This window comes from Paenibacillus polymyxa, from assembly GCF_018614975.1.
Taxonomy (GTDB): domain Bacteria; phylum Bacillota; class Bacilli; order Paenibacillales; family Paenibacillaceae; genus Paenibacillus; species Paenibacillus polymyxa_E.
In genome coordinates, this window is record NZ_JAGGNR010000005.1 from 87,588 (window position 1) to 102,876 (window position 15,289).

A 15,289-nucleotide genomic window follows, 5' to 3' on the forward strand; every position below is an offset into this window, starting at 1 on the left:
GAATGAATGTAGAAAAACTCTTTGCCGAATCGCCCGAATTCGAAACACAGCGGTTAAGACTGAGACGCCTTGCGATGGATGATCTCGAAGAATATTATGCGTTTGCCTCTGATCCGCGAGTGAGTCAGCAAAGCTTGTGGAAATGCCATGAGACGGTTGAAGATTCAATGCAATATATTCAGCGGGTATTGGATAATTATGAACGGAAAACGGTCTATATCTGGGCTTTTGTCCTGAAGGAAACTGGAACATTGATCGGAAGAGGTGGCATCTTTGATCTCAACGAACCCATGCAGAGTGCTGAACTGGGATACGCGATATCCAGCAGTCACTGGGGAAAGGGTCTCGCAGCAGAAGCGATGCAACCCATCGTGGATTATTGCTTTCAGGAACTGGACTGCAATCGGCTGGATGGGAAATGTAATGCAGGCAACATAGGCTCTGCACGCGTAATGGAGAAGCTGGGTATGTCGTACGAAGGTTTGTTACGCAAACAGTTGAAGATCAAAGGTGTATTTACGGATCAAAAATTGTACTCCCGTATCCGGGATGATCTATAATATTTCCAATGCCACATAGGGTACATCGCAGAAATTGAAGGAGGCGGAATCATGATCTACAGTATTATTTCCCGTTCGTTGTGGGAGCAAGTGTCAAAGGGGAGTGAGTATGCACCAGATAGCCTGGAGACGGACGGATTCATTCATTGTTCCACCAAGGAACAGATCCCATGGGTAGCCGGGCAATATTATGCAGGCCGCACGGATCTATTATTACTTAGTATTGATGAGAAGGCGTTAGAGCCAGAACTGGTGTATGAGGATCTCTACGAATTGAATGAACTATATCCACATATCTATGGAGAGCTCAATCTGGATGCGGTTCGCAAAGTCATTCCATTTGAACCGAATGCAGACGGTACGTTTTCATTTCCTGAATAAATAATATGTGACGCTTCTATTTGGACGTGATCTGGGGACATTATACTTTTCCGAAGGGTGGTTAACGGATGGATATGAATCAGGTTTTTCTGGAGACAGCGGAGAAGCAATTCCTGTATTACAAGCAGCTCGGGGAAAAAGCTATGGCACAACTGGAGTCCGAGCAATTGTTTCAATCCTGGAATGAAGACGCGAACAGCATTGCGGTAATCGTAAAACATCTATGGGGTAATATGCTGTCCCGTTGGACGGACGTACTGACAACAGATGGTGAGAAACCGTGGCGTGAACGGGATGCCGAATTCGTGAATGATATCTCAACCCGTGAAGAGTTGCTCGTTAAATGGGAGGAAGGCTGGAATTGTCTACTCGAAGCCATTCGTTCGTTTACCCCGGAACAATTGTCTCATATCATATACATTCGCAATGAAGGACACACCGTCATGGAGGCTACTATTCGGCAATTGGCGCATTATCCGTATCATGTCGGGCAAATTGTATTTACCGCGAAAATGCTTAAAGAAACAGCTTGGGACAGTCTCTCCATTCCGAGAAACGGGTCTTCTCAATATAATGGCGGCAAATTTGCCAAGCCGAAGGCACGCAAACATTTTACAGAAGATGAACTTCATATAGAAAAGGGTGAGGAACAACAATGACCCAAATCGCATTGATTCGCCATGGAAGCACAGCTTGGAATAAGGAAAAACGTTCACAGGGCCAGACGGATAATCCGCTGGATCAGGATGGCAGGGAACAGGCGGTATTACTTGCCGCGAGACTAGCCGAAGAATCCTGGGATGCCATCTATGCAAGTGACTTGGAGCGTGCAAGTGAGACGGCGCGCATCATTGGTGATCGCTTGGGCACTCAGGAGATTCATCTGGACCCTAGACTTCGCGAGGTGGGTGGAGGACAGGTCGAAGGAACGACGGAAGAGGAACGGATCGCCAAGTGGGGAGCGGACTGGAGCACTTTGGATCTGGGACGGGAGCTTGCGGATGCAGGGACTGTTCGAGGCAGTGCGGTGCTTGAAGATATTGTACAGCAGCACCCCGATGGAAGAGTGATCGTTGTCAGTCACGGAGCCGTCCTGCGGAATACACTGCGAGGTCTGGTGCCTGAACTGGATATTAGCGTGAAGCTGTCCAACACATCCATTACCCGGATCGCCAAGAAAGATGATACGTGGCAATGCGAACTGTATAATTGTAGCGTGCATTTGGATTCATCAAGGGAGTCTTAATAGATGGATGCTCTGACGTTAAAGCAAAAATTGCAGCATATTAAGTCGGCTAATTGGTCCATCGACCACGTAGAACAGCCTTACGAATTGGCGCTGGATATGATGAATCATATTGGCAGTCCCGACCCTGTTCTGCGAGATGAATTGATCTATGTTACGTTTGCAACCTGGATTGGACAGGGTGTATTTTCGGAAGACCAGCTTCGGCATATATTACAGTTGGCGCTGGACGATCAGCACCTTTTTTATGGAATCGGTGAGCAGGGAACGGACAGTGTATTTACGCGGACGTTCTCCGTGTTGCTACTGCCTCCAATTTTGAATGTGGATCGTGAGCGGCCTTTCCTGAACAAGGAGGATATCGCGGGTATTCACCATCGTTTGACTACATATCTGTTATGTGAAAAGGATGTTCGCGGCTACGTCGATGATAAGGGTTGGGCGCATGCTCCGGCACACGCGGCTGACGCAGTTGAAGATCTGGCACAGTCGCCATATCTGGAGCAGGCGGATCTGTTGGAATTTCTGTATGCAATCAGTGTGAAAATAACCGAATCAAGTGAAGTTTACATTCATGATGAGGATCAACGAATAGCACATGCCGTCATAACCATTCTTCGTCGCAATCTGTTGGAGCAAAAGGATATTACGGTGTGGATCAATTCCCTTCAACAAGGAGAACAGGCAGAGAACAGATCACTTCTGGAAACCAGTCAGATAAGCCTGAATGTGCGTCTGTTTTTGCAGACACTTTATTTTGCGATCCGGACGGAAGTAGCTGAGCCGTTTCCGGCGGTTCGGTCTATGATATTGCAGGTATTAGAAAGAGAGAAGTAACGGGATGCCAGATATGTGGATGTGGACAAAGGGGGGGGATGACGTGACCAAACAGCCGTATTCATGGACGGAGAAGATCCTATCTCCGCTGGGTGAGGCAGCGGTTATCATCCAGTGCGGAGATCAATTGTCTGATGCGGTGCAGCGCAGAGTGATATCTGTCTGTGCTTTGCTGGAAAAAAGCACTTTGCCAGCCATGATCGAATGGGTGCCTTCATATACGTCCGTTACAGTATTTTATGATCCGTTCATCTCCTCTTACCCTCAGTTATGCAAGATTCTGCTTCAGCAGTTGAATCAAATGAAGGAATCCGTGCAAGACAAACCCAGGACGGTCACGATTCCCGTATGTTATGGTGGCGAATGGGGGCCTGATCTTGATTATGTTGCGAGTGAACATGGACTGACCCCAGAGGAAGTTATTGCGATTCATACATCCGGTGATTATCTCGTACACATGATTGGATTCGCACCGGGTTTTCCGTATCTCGGGGGGTTATCCGAACAGATTGCTACGCCCAGAAGAGCAACGCCAAGGCTTAGGGTTGAGGCGGGTACAGTAGGTATCGGTGGCAAACAGACGGGAATCTATCCGGTGAATACACCCGGGGGATGGCAATGTATTGGACGAACGCCACTCCGGTTGTTTCGGCCGGGTGAGAACATACCGAGTTTGCTGGCAGCAGGTGATCGGGTTCGATTTGAACAGATTACGATGCAGGACTATCTGGCGTTGAAGCGGAAGGAGGACGAATAATGAGTATTGAAGTGATTCGCCCTGGTCTGTTATCTACCGTTCAGGATGAAGGCAGAACCGGTTATCGCCGGTATGGTATTCATCCTGGCGGGGTCATGGACACCTTTGCAGCCAGAGCAGCCAATATGCTTGTGGGCAACTCCCGTCATGCGGCAGTGCTGGAGATGACGATGACGGGGCCGGAGCTTCGATTTCAGGAGAGCCAGCTCATCTCATTATGTGGAGCCGATCTGACGGCAACGGTGGATCATTTGCCTGTACCTTTGTGGCGCCCTGTGTTGGTGCGGGCTGGAAGTGTATTGAAGTTTGGCCCGTGTCGTCATGGCTTGCGCAGTTATCTGGCGTTTGCGGGTGGAATAGCTGTGCCGGAAGTGATGGGCAGTCGAAGTACAGATCTCAAGACAGGTCTGGGCGGTTTGGAAGGAAGAGCCCTGCGTGTGGCAGATCTGTTATCCAATGGTGAAGCTTCCGCCGAAGCGCAAGGTTGGATGCAGCGTATGGAGCAGCAGGTAAAGGAGAGTGAGCGGGACCACCGATTATTGGCGCCTGCGTGGTTTTTATCTGAGCGGGAAAGACCTGACTATTATGGGCAATCTGTTATTCGTGTGATGGATAGTAAGGATAGTTCGCTGTTCAGCAAGGCAAGTTTGGGACAATTCTATACCGAAAAATACGTGATCTCTTCACAATCCGATCGGATGGGCTATCGCTTGCAAGGCTCCATACTGGAGCTGGATCAGCCGCCAGATCGGCTGTCTGAAGCCGTTACCTATGGCACGGTGCAGGTGCCACCTGATGGTCAGCCCATCATTTTGATGGCAGATCATCAGACAATTGGAGGTTATCCTGTTATAGCACAGGTAGCTCGGGTGGATATGCCAATCCTGGCTCAGGCTAGGCCAGGAACCCAAATTTCTTTTAAAAAGATTACGCATGATCAAGCCGGACAGTTGTATATGGAACAGGAAATCAATATGCAACTCATAGATAAGCTGATACGCAGAAGAATGGCAGGAATGGGGGGCACTAATGAATACCTCGAAAACCTTGGATATCAATTGTGATCTGGGCGAAAGTTATGGTGTATATCGTACGTTATCGGACGAAGCCATTCTACCCTTAATTACATCAGCCAATATTGCCTGCGGGTTTCATGCAGGGGACTCGGCTACGATGCGGATAACGGTGGAGAGGGCATTGGAGCATCAGGTGGCAATTGGAGCCCACCCCGGGTTGCCGGATTTGCAAGGGTTTGGCAGAAGACGTATGGACATAACGCCACGGGAAGCTTATGACATGGTGGTGTATCAGATCGGTGCGCTGGCTGCCTTTGTCCGTGCAAGTGGGGGGCACATGCATCACGTGAAACCACACGGTGCCTTATACAATATGGCTGCAGAAGATACGAAGCTTGCTGAAGCCATCGTGGAGGCGATCTATCAAGTACAGCCTGATCTGTATTTGTATGGTCTGGCGGGCAGTGAACTGATTTACGCTGCGGATCGCATCGGTATGCACAGTGTGAGCGAGGTGTTTGCGGATCGAACCTATGGTGCGGATGGTGAGCTCACCCCTAGAAGCCAAGCGGGAGCTGTCATTGAAGAGTCGGGACAAGCGATTGCACAAGTGCTCCAGATGGTAAAAGACGGCGTGGTTGTATCCACGGATGGTACGCTAGTTCCCATTAAGGCAGAGACGGTCTGTATCCACGGTGACGGAGCTAACGCTCTCACATTTGCTCAAGAAATTCGTCGTGTGCTGGAATCGGAGGGTATTACGTTATCCGCGCATAAATTAGGAATGACAAGGAGTGAATGAACAGAATGAAACCCATACGCAACTCGGCGAAGGCTGTGATTGTGCAGGATGGCCGATTGCTGGTCATCCGGCTGGAAGATCAATATGGTACTGCTTATGTGTTCCCAGGTGGAGGACAGGAGAAAGGTGAAGAACTCAAGGATGCGGTCGCGCGCGAATGTCTGGAGGAGATTGGTCAGGCCGTGAACGTGGGAGAGCTGTTACATATCCGGGAGTATATCGGAAAAAATCATGAATTCGCCGAGTGGGATGCAGATATCCACCAGGTTGAATTTTATTTTGCGTGCAGCCTGATCGATCCGGAGGCAACCGTTTTTGCAGGCTCCAATCCTGACGACCACCAAGTCGCCGTGGAATGGATTGCACTTGAAGAGCTGTCCCGGATTCGTTTATATCCAAAAACCATTGGTGAGCTGCTGCTTAAATCGGGTTCTTCCTCAATTTATCTTGGAGATTTGAATTAAAATGATCCTAGGAACAATAAGGGATAATCCCTTTATGTAAACATTTTTATAAAGAACTTTTCCAATTTTGTCACGTTTGCGTATCGGTTCATGGATTCACCATAGGTGAGGTGGGTACACTATAAGTACAGGCTTATTACACCTAACGTAAGTTGACTGTACTTATACACAGCAACGGAGCGGATAAAACCTAAAGAAACGAAACCTGCAAAGTTAAGTACAGGTTTCTGTTTGAACTTTAGCTTACCCACTCCTCAAATTGGAAGAACGGTAGACGTAGTGGAGGGGACGGAATCGATTCTGAGGAAGCAAAGCGTTCGCCTTTATCACCGGATTTTCCCTTTGAGAAAAGGGAATCAAAAAAATCCGGCGATAACAGCGATCCAAAGAACGATCCGTACCCGCAACGGCCGCCTACAAGAGTTCTTCAAATATCCCCCAAACCGAAAGGAGTACTTCCCATGAACCAGACTGAATTGGAACAAAACATTGTAAAATCATTGGAAAACAACCCTTTTTGCAGCTTCTCCACTGTGGAGAATGGTAAACCGAAATCCCGCTATATGGCGCTTTTCAACGATGGACTGAACATTCATCTGGCAACGAACCGCCGTACACACAAAGTAGAGGAACTGGAGAATAATCCGAATGTTAGCCTGCTACTTGGTTATGAGGCTGGTGGTTCCAAGGAAGTAGTTGAGATCGAAGGAACCTGTGAAGTGACAAAGAACGAAGGCTTGCGTGAACAAGTGTGGAACGACGAACTAAAGGCGTGGTTCGATGGACCTAATGATCCAAACTATGTCATTCTGGACATCACTCCGACTCGTATTGAATACACAGGGAAAGATCATGAACATCATGTGTGGGAACAATAATCCGAACATGAAAATAACATCTGCAAAGTAGCGTCCTTATGCGAAAATACGCGCAGAGTTTAATCCAACCGTGAAAGCCATTAAGGTTTCACGGTTTTTAGTATGGATGAATAACGCTGAGTTGGATATACATGTAAGACGTATGTAATATACGTATTTTAAAGATAATAAGCACGATATACCTACTAAAATGTTGAAAAAAATGTCGAAATCACGCATGATAATGTAAACTTTCCTGGGTACATGCGGGTAATGTAAAAAATAATGCTTTTCAATGGCTGAACATTGCGTTATGATTTGGAATGTAAACGACAAGCACAGACATAAATAGATGTTCATGTGAGATAAACTTACCTGAAATTCCGATGCATGTCATCAGAGCGTCAGTACGCACAACCCATGAAATCTATCTTTTTTCTGCGCTCTTCGTTTGCTCATTAATGCATGATTCAATGTACATAACCGGGAGGGGTTATTTTGAAAACGAGTAAAAAAGTATTATCAAGCCTGACTGCCGCTTTGGTTGCATTAAACGTGCTTGCGGTGTTTCCAGTACCTGTATCGGCTGCGGATGCTTCCAAAGTTAAACTGCGGATCATGGAGACAACAGATATTCATACCAACCTGGTTAACTATGACTACTATTCCGACAAAGAGACAGACCAGTATGGACTCGCCAAAACAGCTACACTGATTAAGAAAGCCCGTGACGAGGCGAAGAACAGCCTGCTGTTTGATAACGGGGATCTGATTCAGGGGAATCCGCTGGGAGACTACTCTGCGAAGATTGATCCACTGAAAAAGGGTGAGACTCACCCTGTATATAAAGCGATGAATCTGCTCGATTATGATGCAGGTAACATCGGTAACCATGAATTTAACTATGGTCTGGACTTCCTGGACATGACGCTGGAGGGAGCAAACTTCCCTTACATTAATGCCAATGTTTATGCAGACGATGGTGATGATGATGAGACAAATGACAAGAACTACTTCACACCGTATGAGATTCTGGACAAAAAAGTAACGGATGAGACTGGCAAAGAACATACGATCAAAGTGGGTGTGATCGGATTTGTGCCGCCACAAATCATGCAGTGGGATAGCGCTAACCTTGAAGGCAAAGTAATCGCCAAGGATATTATTGCTACCGCGAAAAAATTCATTCCGAAAATGAAGGCCGAAGGTGCCGACATTATTGTAGCCATCCCTCACTCCGGATTTGAGGATATCCCTCAAACGGATCTGATGGAGAACTCTGTATTGTACCTGAGTCAGGTAGAAGGTATTAATGCCATTCTGTTTGGACATGCTCACAAAGTATTTCCAAGTGCTGATTTTGCCGGTAAAAAAGGGGTAGACCTTGAGAAAGGTACAATTAATGGCGTTCCTGCTGTAGAGCCAGGGTTCTGGGGTGATCATCTTGGTATCATCGACCTCGATCTGGAGCTGGTTGATGGCAAATGGAAAGTGGTGGATTCCAAAACGGAAGCTCGCCCAATCTATGACACAGCCAATAAAAAGCCACTGGTAGATGCGGATCAGGACATCATTGATGCGGTTCATGAAGAGCATGAAGGTACATTGGAGTATGTTCGTGGTCCGGTGGGTGAAACGACTGCTCCTATCAACAGCTTCTTCGCTCTGGTTCAGGATGATCCATCCATTCAAATTGTAACGAATGCACAGAAATGGTATGTCGAAAAACATATGCAAGGTACGGAATATGAGAAAATCCCTGTATTGTCCGCAGGTGCACCATTCAAAGCCGGTGGACGTTCAGGCGCTTCGTATTACACGAATATCCCTAAAGGCACCATTGCGATCAAAAACGTTGCTGACCTGTACGTGTATCCAAATACAGTACATGCTGTAATGGTTAACGGTGCAGAATTGAAAGAATGGCTGGAATGGTCTGCAGGCCAGTTCAACCAGATCGACCCGGCTAAAGGTGGACAACAACAACTGATCAACAACGACTTCCCAACGTACAACTTCGATGTTATCGATGGTGTAACGTATCAGATTGATGTGACCCAACCAGCCAAATACGATAGCAAAGCTACGATTATTAATGCCTCCGCAAGCCGAATCAAGGACCTGAGCTTTAACGGCAAACCGGTTGACCCAGCACAAAAATTCATTGTAGCGACAAATAACTATCGTGCTTCTTCATCCAAACTGGCTAACCCGGACGGCAAACGGATCGTTCTGGCTGCACCGGATGAGAACCGTCAAGTGATCATTGACTACATCCGTGAGAATAAAACGATTAATCCGGCAGCGGACGGCAACTGGTCCCTGGCACCAATCAAACCATCTACGGGTGTAACGGCAGCAGCGCTGAACGATCTTGAAGTTGTGTTTGCTTCTTCCCCGGATGCGAAAGGTCTGGTTGAAGCGAATCCGGCGATGTCGTTCATCGGTACGAACAAAGAAGGTTTTGCAGAGTATGGCTTGAAACTGACAGGTGAAGCAACGCCAACGCCTGAGACAGGTGTGGAGCCAGCTCCAACGCCTAAACCAACGCCAACACCGACGCCTAAGCCACAACCTGAGAAACCGGCAACCAACAACAAGGTTGTATATGTAGTGAAAAAAGGGGATAACTTGTACCGCATCGGTTTGAAATATGGTGTGGACTGGCGCAAGCTTGCGACAGCTAACAAAATCTCCAATGTGCATAATCTGAAAGTTGGACAGAAAATCGTGATTCCCGCTTCTTAAAGTTTAATAAGCGGTGAAAAGGAGACCGACAGTCATCAGACTGTTGGTCTTTTTTTCTGCAAAATTGAATATATTTGTTCCAATAACCGTCATACAGGAAGTCATCAAAACAGTAGAGATTAATTTTAAGACCCATGATATAATATTTACAAACTTTGGGTATATACCAGTGAACATTAATGGACATGGAATCATAAATTGGCAAGGGGGTCCTACATGAATTGCAGTGGCTGCAGTCCAATCTATCCTATAGAGGGCCAAGGTACCTTGTACCTTCGTCCCATTTCCCCTGCTTTGCTGGAAGCGCTACAAACGCCGGGAAGACTTATCGATACGTCGGATGACATGATGTGGATGCATTTTTCGAATCTTGAGACGGTTCAGAGCTTAATAGAAGAGATCGGGGAAATTGATCCGACATTACGTGATTCCCTAACTGTTCAGATTATGCCTATTTACGAACAGGCTAACGAAGAAAGCTGGATTAATCTAACCATGCAGGAGTCCCGTTTCAAGCATGCGGAGCTTGTTTCCATTATTCTGGAGCATCAATTCAGCAGTCATATGCAACCCATCGTTGATGCATCGGAGCAGATTATCGGCTATGAGTTTTTGCTTCGTCCTGCTGAGAATGGAAAATCCTTCAGTTCCTATGAATTATTTGAAGTTGCGCGTGAGACTGGGCTACATTCTTTTTTGGATCGCATTGCGCGTATTACCGCCATTGAGACTAGTGCCCTTTTTCTGCCGCATGGAGTCAAACGCTTCGTGAATTTCCTGCCTTCCTCCATATATAATCCCGAATATTGCCTCACACATACGTTTGAAGCGATTGAACGTCTTTCGCTGGACCCTAAAGATTTTGTGTTTGAAGTCGTGGAAACAGAGCAGATTCAGCATATGCCCATCTTGCAGCAAATATTTGAGGTATATCGTTCCCGTGGAATGTCGGTTGCACTGGATGATGTGGGTGCCGGATATTCGACAATAGAGTTGATGAATCGGTTAGAACCGGATTTTGTCAAAATAGATCGGAGTCTTATTGACCGTTGTGATCAGGATTCGACGAAACAACAGAAAATTCTTCATATTGTTGAGATGTCGAGTCGATTTGGAGGGCAAGTCCTTGCCGAGGGGATCGAACGGATGGAAGAGTTTGAATTCTGTCGTTCCATAGGTATTGAGCTTGCACAGGGCTATTATTTTGGTAAACCCTCGGCACAACCCCCAGGCGGTCCTTACTGCAATACTTCATCTAATTCATAGAATAATTAGTAACCTGTACCTTGTGCAAGTCACTTCTGATCAGAGGTGGCTTGTTTGGCATGCCTGCACATTTTTCTCTCAAATAAATACCCTCATTTAGCCGATATATAAGATAAGCCTTTTAGATTGATCCATACATACAAAGAAAGAGGGCATTTTTATATTTAGAGGGGGAGAAAGACATGAGTGAAACTCAGGGTAATAAACCAATGAAAGCAGCGAAACCTGCCAAACCAAAACATAATCAAAATAAAAAGAAGAAAAAGAAAGGTTTCGTCTGGAATATAAGGAACAAACTATTGGTCTCCTTCCTGGCCGTTCTGCTCCTGCCAAGCTTGGCAATCGGTTTGATCACACTAACGATGGCTGAAGATGGCGTACAAGGACAATTAGTGGATAGTGCCATGCAAAGTGTGAGCACTGCCAATACCATTGTAGAAAGCCAAGTGAATTACAAGATTCATGACATTAACTATTTCGCGGATGCCCTTGATCCGAGCCTGGTCAAAGGAGAGAACGATAGTCCCGAGCTTCAGGTGAAGCTGGAGCAATATCTGGGCTTGCATCCCGATGCTCTGAACATCTTTGTAGGAACCCAAGAGGGAGTTATGGTACGTGGTGAGGCCAAGACTGGAAATGCTCAAGAGGCCAATTATGATCCGCGGGAACGGGGTTGGTACAAGCTTGCGATGGAGAAGCCGGGTACGGCCGTTGTGTCAGCTGTTTCCAAAAACACGGACGGCGTTGCCGTTGTGTTTATCTCCAAAACATTAAAGGACCAATCCGGTGTTGTCGGTTTGTCTCTCGACCTGACAGACCTGCAAGAGCAGGCATCCATTAAGGTGGGCAAAGAAGGCTACGTCATTATTATGGACGCGAACAAAAATTATGTCGTATCCCCTGCAGTAGATGCAGGTACGCCGGAAACGAGTGGTATGCTGGATGAGATGTATGAAGGTCCAGAAGGTCAATTCGATTATGTGTTCAACGATCAGCCGAAGATGATGATTTTTTCAACAAATGAAGCAACGGGCTGGAAAATTGCCGGCACGATGTTCAAGAGTGAGATAACCAATGCGAGTAAGGATATTCGCATGGCCACATTTATTGTTATTCTGGCGGCAACGTTCCTGACGCTCCTCTTTATTATCTGGTTTACACGCTCCATGCTGCGCCCAATCAAGCGTCTGCAGGAATCAGCGAGAGCCGTGAGTAAAGGTGACTTGACCGTGAAAATGGAAACAGGACGTAAAGATGAAGTGGGAGAACTTGCGAAGTATTTTGAACGTATGGTCGATAACCTGCGGATGATGATTCTTGGTGTACAGGAAACGTCAGAGCAGGTATCAGCTTCTTCTCAAGAGTTGTCTGCCAGTGCAGAACAAACCACCAAAGCGATTGAACATTCAACACAGGCCATTCAGGAACTCGCCGAAGGTGCAGAGCAGCAGGTGAACAGTGTGAAAGACGGATCGGGACAGATGAGCCAAATGGCCGAAGATGTTCGAATGATGTCGGAGCGTGTGCAATCAATTACGGCAAATATGCGGAATACATCTGGTGCAGCTTCTTCTGGTAATGAGGCAGCAGGACAGGCTGTGGAGCAGATGAACAGCATCCAGGAAACCGTGGAGCAGCTGGGAACGGTGGTTCAATCTCTGAATGCCCGTTCCGTTGAGATTGGTAGCATGGTTGACGTTATTGCATCCATCTCCAAACAAACGAACTTGCTCGCATTAAATGCTTCTATTGAAGCGGCAAGAGCAGGGGATGCAGGCCGTGGGTTCGCAGTTGTAGCCGGTGAGGTACGCAAACTGGCAGAAGAATCTGGAAGTTCGGCAGCGCAGATCGGTGAGGTGGTTCATAATATCCGTCAGGACATGGATGCCGCTCTAATCGCCATGAATGCGGCTCAGACTCGGGTAGGAGAAGGAATCCAGGCCGTGAATACGTCTGGACAATCCTTTGCTCAGATTCGGGAGGCGGTGGAAGATGCTGTTCATACATTGGATGACTTGTCCGCAACAACGAAACAACTGGAGAGTGGTGCATCCCACGTTGCCAAGGCGATGAGTGATATTTCGAATGTGACCCAGGAATCGGCTGCGAATACAGAATCCGTGTCTGCATCTTCACAAGAACAACTGGCATCGGTAGAAGAGATTGCTTCGTCTTCGGCACATCTGAACAGCATGGCAGAACAATTACAAGGACTGCTTGGCATGTTCAAGATGGTAGAGGATACACCGAAGGATAAGGGTAACGATAAATCCTAACATTGGAACACCATAACTTACCACACATTTTATAATAAAAGAAAATAAAGATAGACATTGCTCCTGTAGCCCTGTATAAATATATCGTCTGGTTATTCCGCATATAGAGTGGTGTAATCTTACAAAACAAGATCGATTAACGAAATAATATATGGATACAGGGTACAGCAGGAGGCTTTATGGTATACGTAGCAATACTGATTTTTGCAGTGACGATCACCTTGGTGATCTGGCAACCTCGTGGGTTGGGGATCGGTTGGACTGCCTCTGGTGGGGCACTACTTGCCCTGCTGTGTGGAGTTGTCAGCTTAAACGATGCCTCGGATGTGGCATCCATTGTATGGAATGCAACGCTGGCCTTTGTCGGCATTATTATGATTTCTCTCATTCTCGACGAGACGGGTTTCTTCGAATGGGCTGCCCTTCATATGGCAAGGCTGGCTGGAGGTGACGGTCGCAGACTGTTCTTTTACTCCATTCTGCTGGGAGCTGCCGTGTCTGCTCTGTTCGCGAATGACGGTGCAGCGCTCATTCTGACGCCAATTGTGCTGGCGATGGTGCGTGCCTTGAAGTTTGATGAGCGCATGGTGTTGGCTTTTGTGATGGCGAGTGGATTTATCGCCGATACCACGTCGTTACCGTTAGTTGTCAGCAATCTGGTTAACATTGTATCGGCCGATTTCTTTGGTATTACATTTCTGGAGTATGCGGTACGCATGGTTGTGCCCAATCTGTTCTCAATCGTAGCGAGTACGGGGATGTTGTTTTTGTTCTATCGCAAAAGCATCCCCCTTCGCTACGACATCTCCGCGGCACGTGATCCGAAGGAAGCGATACGTGATCCACGGATGTTCCGAATTGCCTGGTTCATGCTTGGGCTGTTATTGGTTGCCTATGCATCCAGTGAGTTTCTGCCGATTCCCGTGTCGGTTATCGTTGGCTCCGTTGCGTTGCTGTTCGGTTTATTGGCACGCAAGAGTGAGGCTGTTGATCTGAAACGGGTAATTAAGGAAGCGCCATGGTCGATTGTGGTGTTCTCGGTGGGCATGTATATCGTCGTATATGGACTGCGTAATGCAGGTTTAACGGATCATCTGAGCCGCTGGCTGGATGCCATAGCAGAGCATGGTCTGCTGGCTGCTTCGCTCGGGATGGGCATCATCGCTGCTGTATTATCATCGGTGATGAACAATCTGCCAACCGTGTTGATTAACCTGCTAGCCATCCAGGGCGCACATACCGAAGGTATCATTCAAGAAGCATTGATCTATGCCAATGTCATTGGTTCCGATCTGGGTCCCAAGATGACCCCGATTGGATCTCTTGCCACATTGCTGTGGCTGCATGTGTTATCCCGCAAAGGTGTGAAGATCACATGGGGGTATTATTTCAAGGCAGGTATTATCCTGACGATCCCGACATTGTTAATTACCCTAGCCGGATTGGCATTGTGGTTATGGATTCTGGGTTAGTAAAATTAGATTTTACATTAAGTATGAATAAGATAATTCTGTTGTAATATAAAAGGCTGCTCTCACAGCTGGTGCTACGCACTGGCAGCGAGGCAGTTTTTTGTTTCCTTCTTTTGTACCTTCTATAGAAGAAACAGATTTTCTTTCTCTATCAAAGAATCAACAAAGAATTTACATAAGGCCAGCCCATTGTAGGGTTGGCCTTCTTTGCTTACTTCCCAGGCAGGAGATTTGAAATGGCTGAGATCCAACGAGCGCTGACAAAGCGCAGGGAAACCGCGATCGTAGTGGAGGGGACGGAATCGATTCTGAAGAAGCGAAGCGTTCGCCTATGTCTCCTAATTACAACATTTAAAATTATTGATCTAAGAAATTTGGAGAAAACAGCGATCAATAAGTAAATTTTTTTCATGGAAATCTGGACACAATAAGGATTGAAACAACGTCCGTTCCCGAAGCGGCCACTTCAGCGCAATTTGTCTGAGATAAATTTCAATAAACAGCCGATATTTTTAACATTGCGTTTACAAAACACTGATTTTAAGATGACATACCGAAACTACAATAAGTAAAGAGTTGATGGTGAACAAACAAATTCACAAAACGC

15 protein-coding genes are annotated in these 15,289 nt (G+C 46.8%); all 15 read left to right on the forward strand.

Annotated features, from left to right (window positions below):
• The first annotated feature begins 2 nt into the window (after nt 1-2).
• The 15 genes from J7E78_RS01955 (at nt 3) to J7E78_RS02025 (ending at nt 15,083) form a co-directional block, all read left to right on the forward strand.
• A complete protein-coding gene (locus J7E78_RS01955; RefSeq protein ID WP_215074678.1) occupies nt 3-560 on the forward strand; it encodes a GNAT family N-acetyltransferase in 558 nt (185 codons plus the stop codon).
• 51 nt (nt 561-611) lie between these two features.
• Nucleotides 612-941, forward strand: coding sequence for a DUF952 domain-containing protein (locus J7E78_RS01960; protein WP_215074679.1), 330 nt, complete (start codon nt 612-614; stop codon nt 939-941).
• A 68-nt stretch (nt 942-1,009) separates the two neighbouring features.
• The gene (locus tag J7E78_RS01965) at nt 1,010-1,600 is read left to right on the forward strand and encodes a DUF1572 family protein (protein ID WP_215074680.1); all 591 of its coding nucleotides are present in this window, start codon (nt 1,010-1,012) and stop codon (nt 1,598-1,600) included.
• Nucleotides 1,597-2,187 (forward strand): histidine phosphatase family protein, encoded by a 591-nt coding sequence (locus J7E78_RS01970; RefSeq protein ID WP_215074681.1) that lies wholly within the window; start codon nt 1,597-1,599, stop codon nt 2,185-2,187. The genes J7E78_RS01965 and J7E78_RS01970 overlap by 4 nt, the downstream gene beginning before the upstream one ends.
• A gap of 3 nt (nt 2,188-2,190) precedes the next feature.
• The gene (locus J7E78_RS01975) at nt 2,191-3,024 is read left to right on the forward strand and encodes a DUF2785 domain-containing protein (RefSeq protein WP_215074682.1); all 834 of its coding nucleotides are present in this window, start codon (nt 2,191-2,193) and stop codon (nt 3,022-3,024) included.
• A 43-nt stretch (nt 3,025-3,067) separates the two neighbouring features.
• Nucleotides 3,068-3,781 carry a 5-oxoprolinase subunit PxpB gene (pxpB, locus tag J7E78_RS01980; RefSeq protein ID WP_215074683.1) on the forward strand — a complete coding sequence of 238 codons (714 nt, stop codon included), beginning with the start codon at nt 3,068-3,070 and terminating at the stop codon, nt 3,779-3,781.
• Nucleotides 3,781-4,845 (forward strand): 5-oxoprolinase subunit C family protein, encoded by a 1,065-nt coding sequence (locus tag J7E78_RS01985; RefSeq protein ID WP_215074684.1) that lies wholly within the window; start codon nt 3,781-3,783, stop codon nt 4,843-4,845. The genes pxpB and J7E78_RS01985 overlap by 1 nt, the downstream gene beginning before the upstream one ends.
• A complete protein-coding gene (locus J7E78_RS01990) occupies nt 4,811-5,599 on the forward strand; it encodes a LamB/YcsF family protein (protein ID WP_215074685.1) in 789 nt (262 codons plus the stop codon). The genes J7E78_RS01985 and J7E78_RS01990 overlap by 35 nt, the downstream gene beginning before the upstream one ends.
• A 5-nt stretch (nt 5,600-5,604) precedes the next feature.
• Nucleotides 5,605-6,063 carry an NUDIX domain-containing protein gene (locus J7E78_RS01995; protein ID WP_215074686.1) on the forward strand — a complete coding sequence of 153 codons (459 nt, stop codon included), beginning with the start codon at nt 5,605-5,607 and terminating at the stop codon, nt 6,061-6,063.
• A gap of 461 nt (nt 6,064-6,524) precedes the next feature.
• Nucleotides 6,525-6,941: a pyridoxamine 5'-phosphate oxidase family protein gene (locus J7E78_RS02000; protein WP_215074687.1), complete on the forward strand. Its 417-nt coding sequence runs from the start codon at nt 6,525-6,527 to the stop codon at nt 6,939-6,941.
• Between the two features lie 477 nt (nt 6,942-7,418).
• Nucleotides 7,419-9,668, forward strand: a complete 2,250-nt coding sequence (locus J7E78_RS02005) for a bifunctional 2',3'-cyclic-nucleotide 2'-phosphodiesterase/3'-nucleotidase (protein ID WP_215074688.1) — start codon at nt 7,419-7,421, stop codon at nt 9,666-9,668.
• A gap of 216 nt (nt 9,669-9,884) precedes the next feature.
• Nucleotides 9,885-10,934, forward strand: coding sequence for an EAL domain-containing protein (locus tag J7E78_RS02010; protein ID WP_215074689.1), 1,050 nt, complete (start codon nt 9,885-9,887; stop codon nt 10,932-10,934).
• Between the two features lie 182 nt (nt 10,935-11,116).
• Entirely contained in the window at nt 11,117-13,210 is a 2,094-nt protein-coding gene (locus J7E78_RS02015) for a methyl-accepting chemotaxis protein (RefSeq protein WP_215074690.1), read from the forward strand.
• Between the two features lie 179 nt (nt 13,211-13,389).
• Nucleotides 13,390-14,682: an arsenic transporter gene (locus tag J7E78_RS02020; protein ID WP_215074691.1), complete on the forward strand. Its 1,293-nt coding sequence runs from the start codon at nt 13,390-13,392 to the stop codon at nt 14,680-14,682.
• A gap of 236 nt (nt 14,683-14,918) precedes the next feature.
• Nucleotides 14,919-15,083 (forward strand): hypothetical protein, encoded by a 165-nt coding sequence (locus tag J7E78_RS02025; protein WP_215074692.1) that lies wholly within the window; start codon nt 14,919-14,921, stop codon nt 15,081-15,083.
• Nucleotides 15,084-15,289 lie beyond the last annotated feature (206 nt).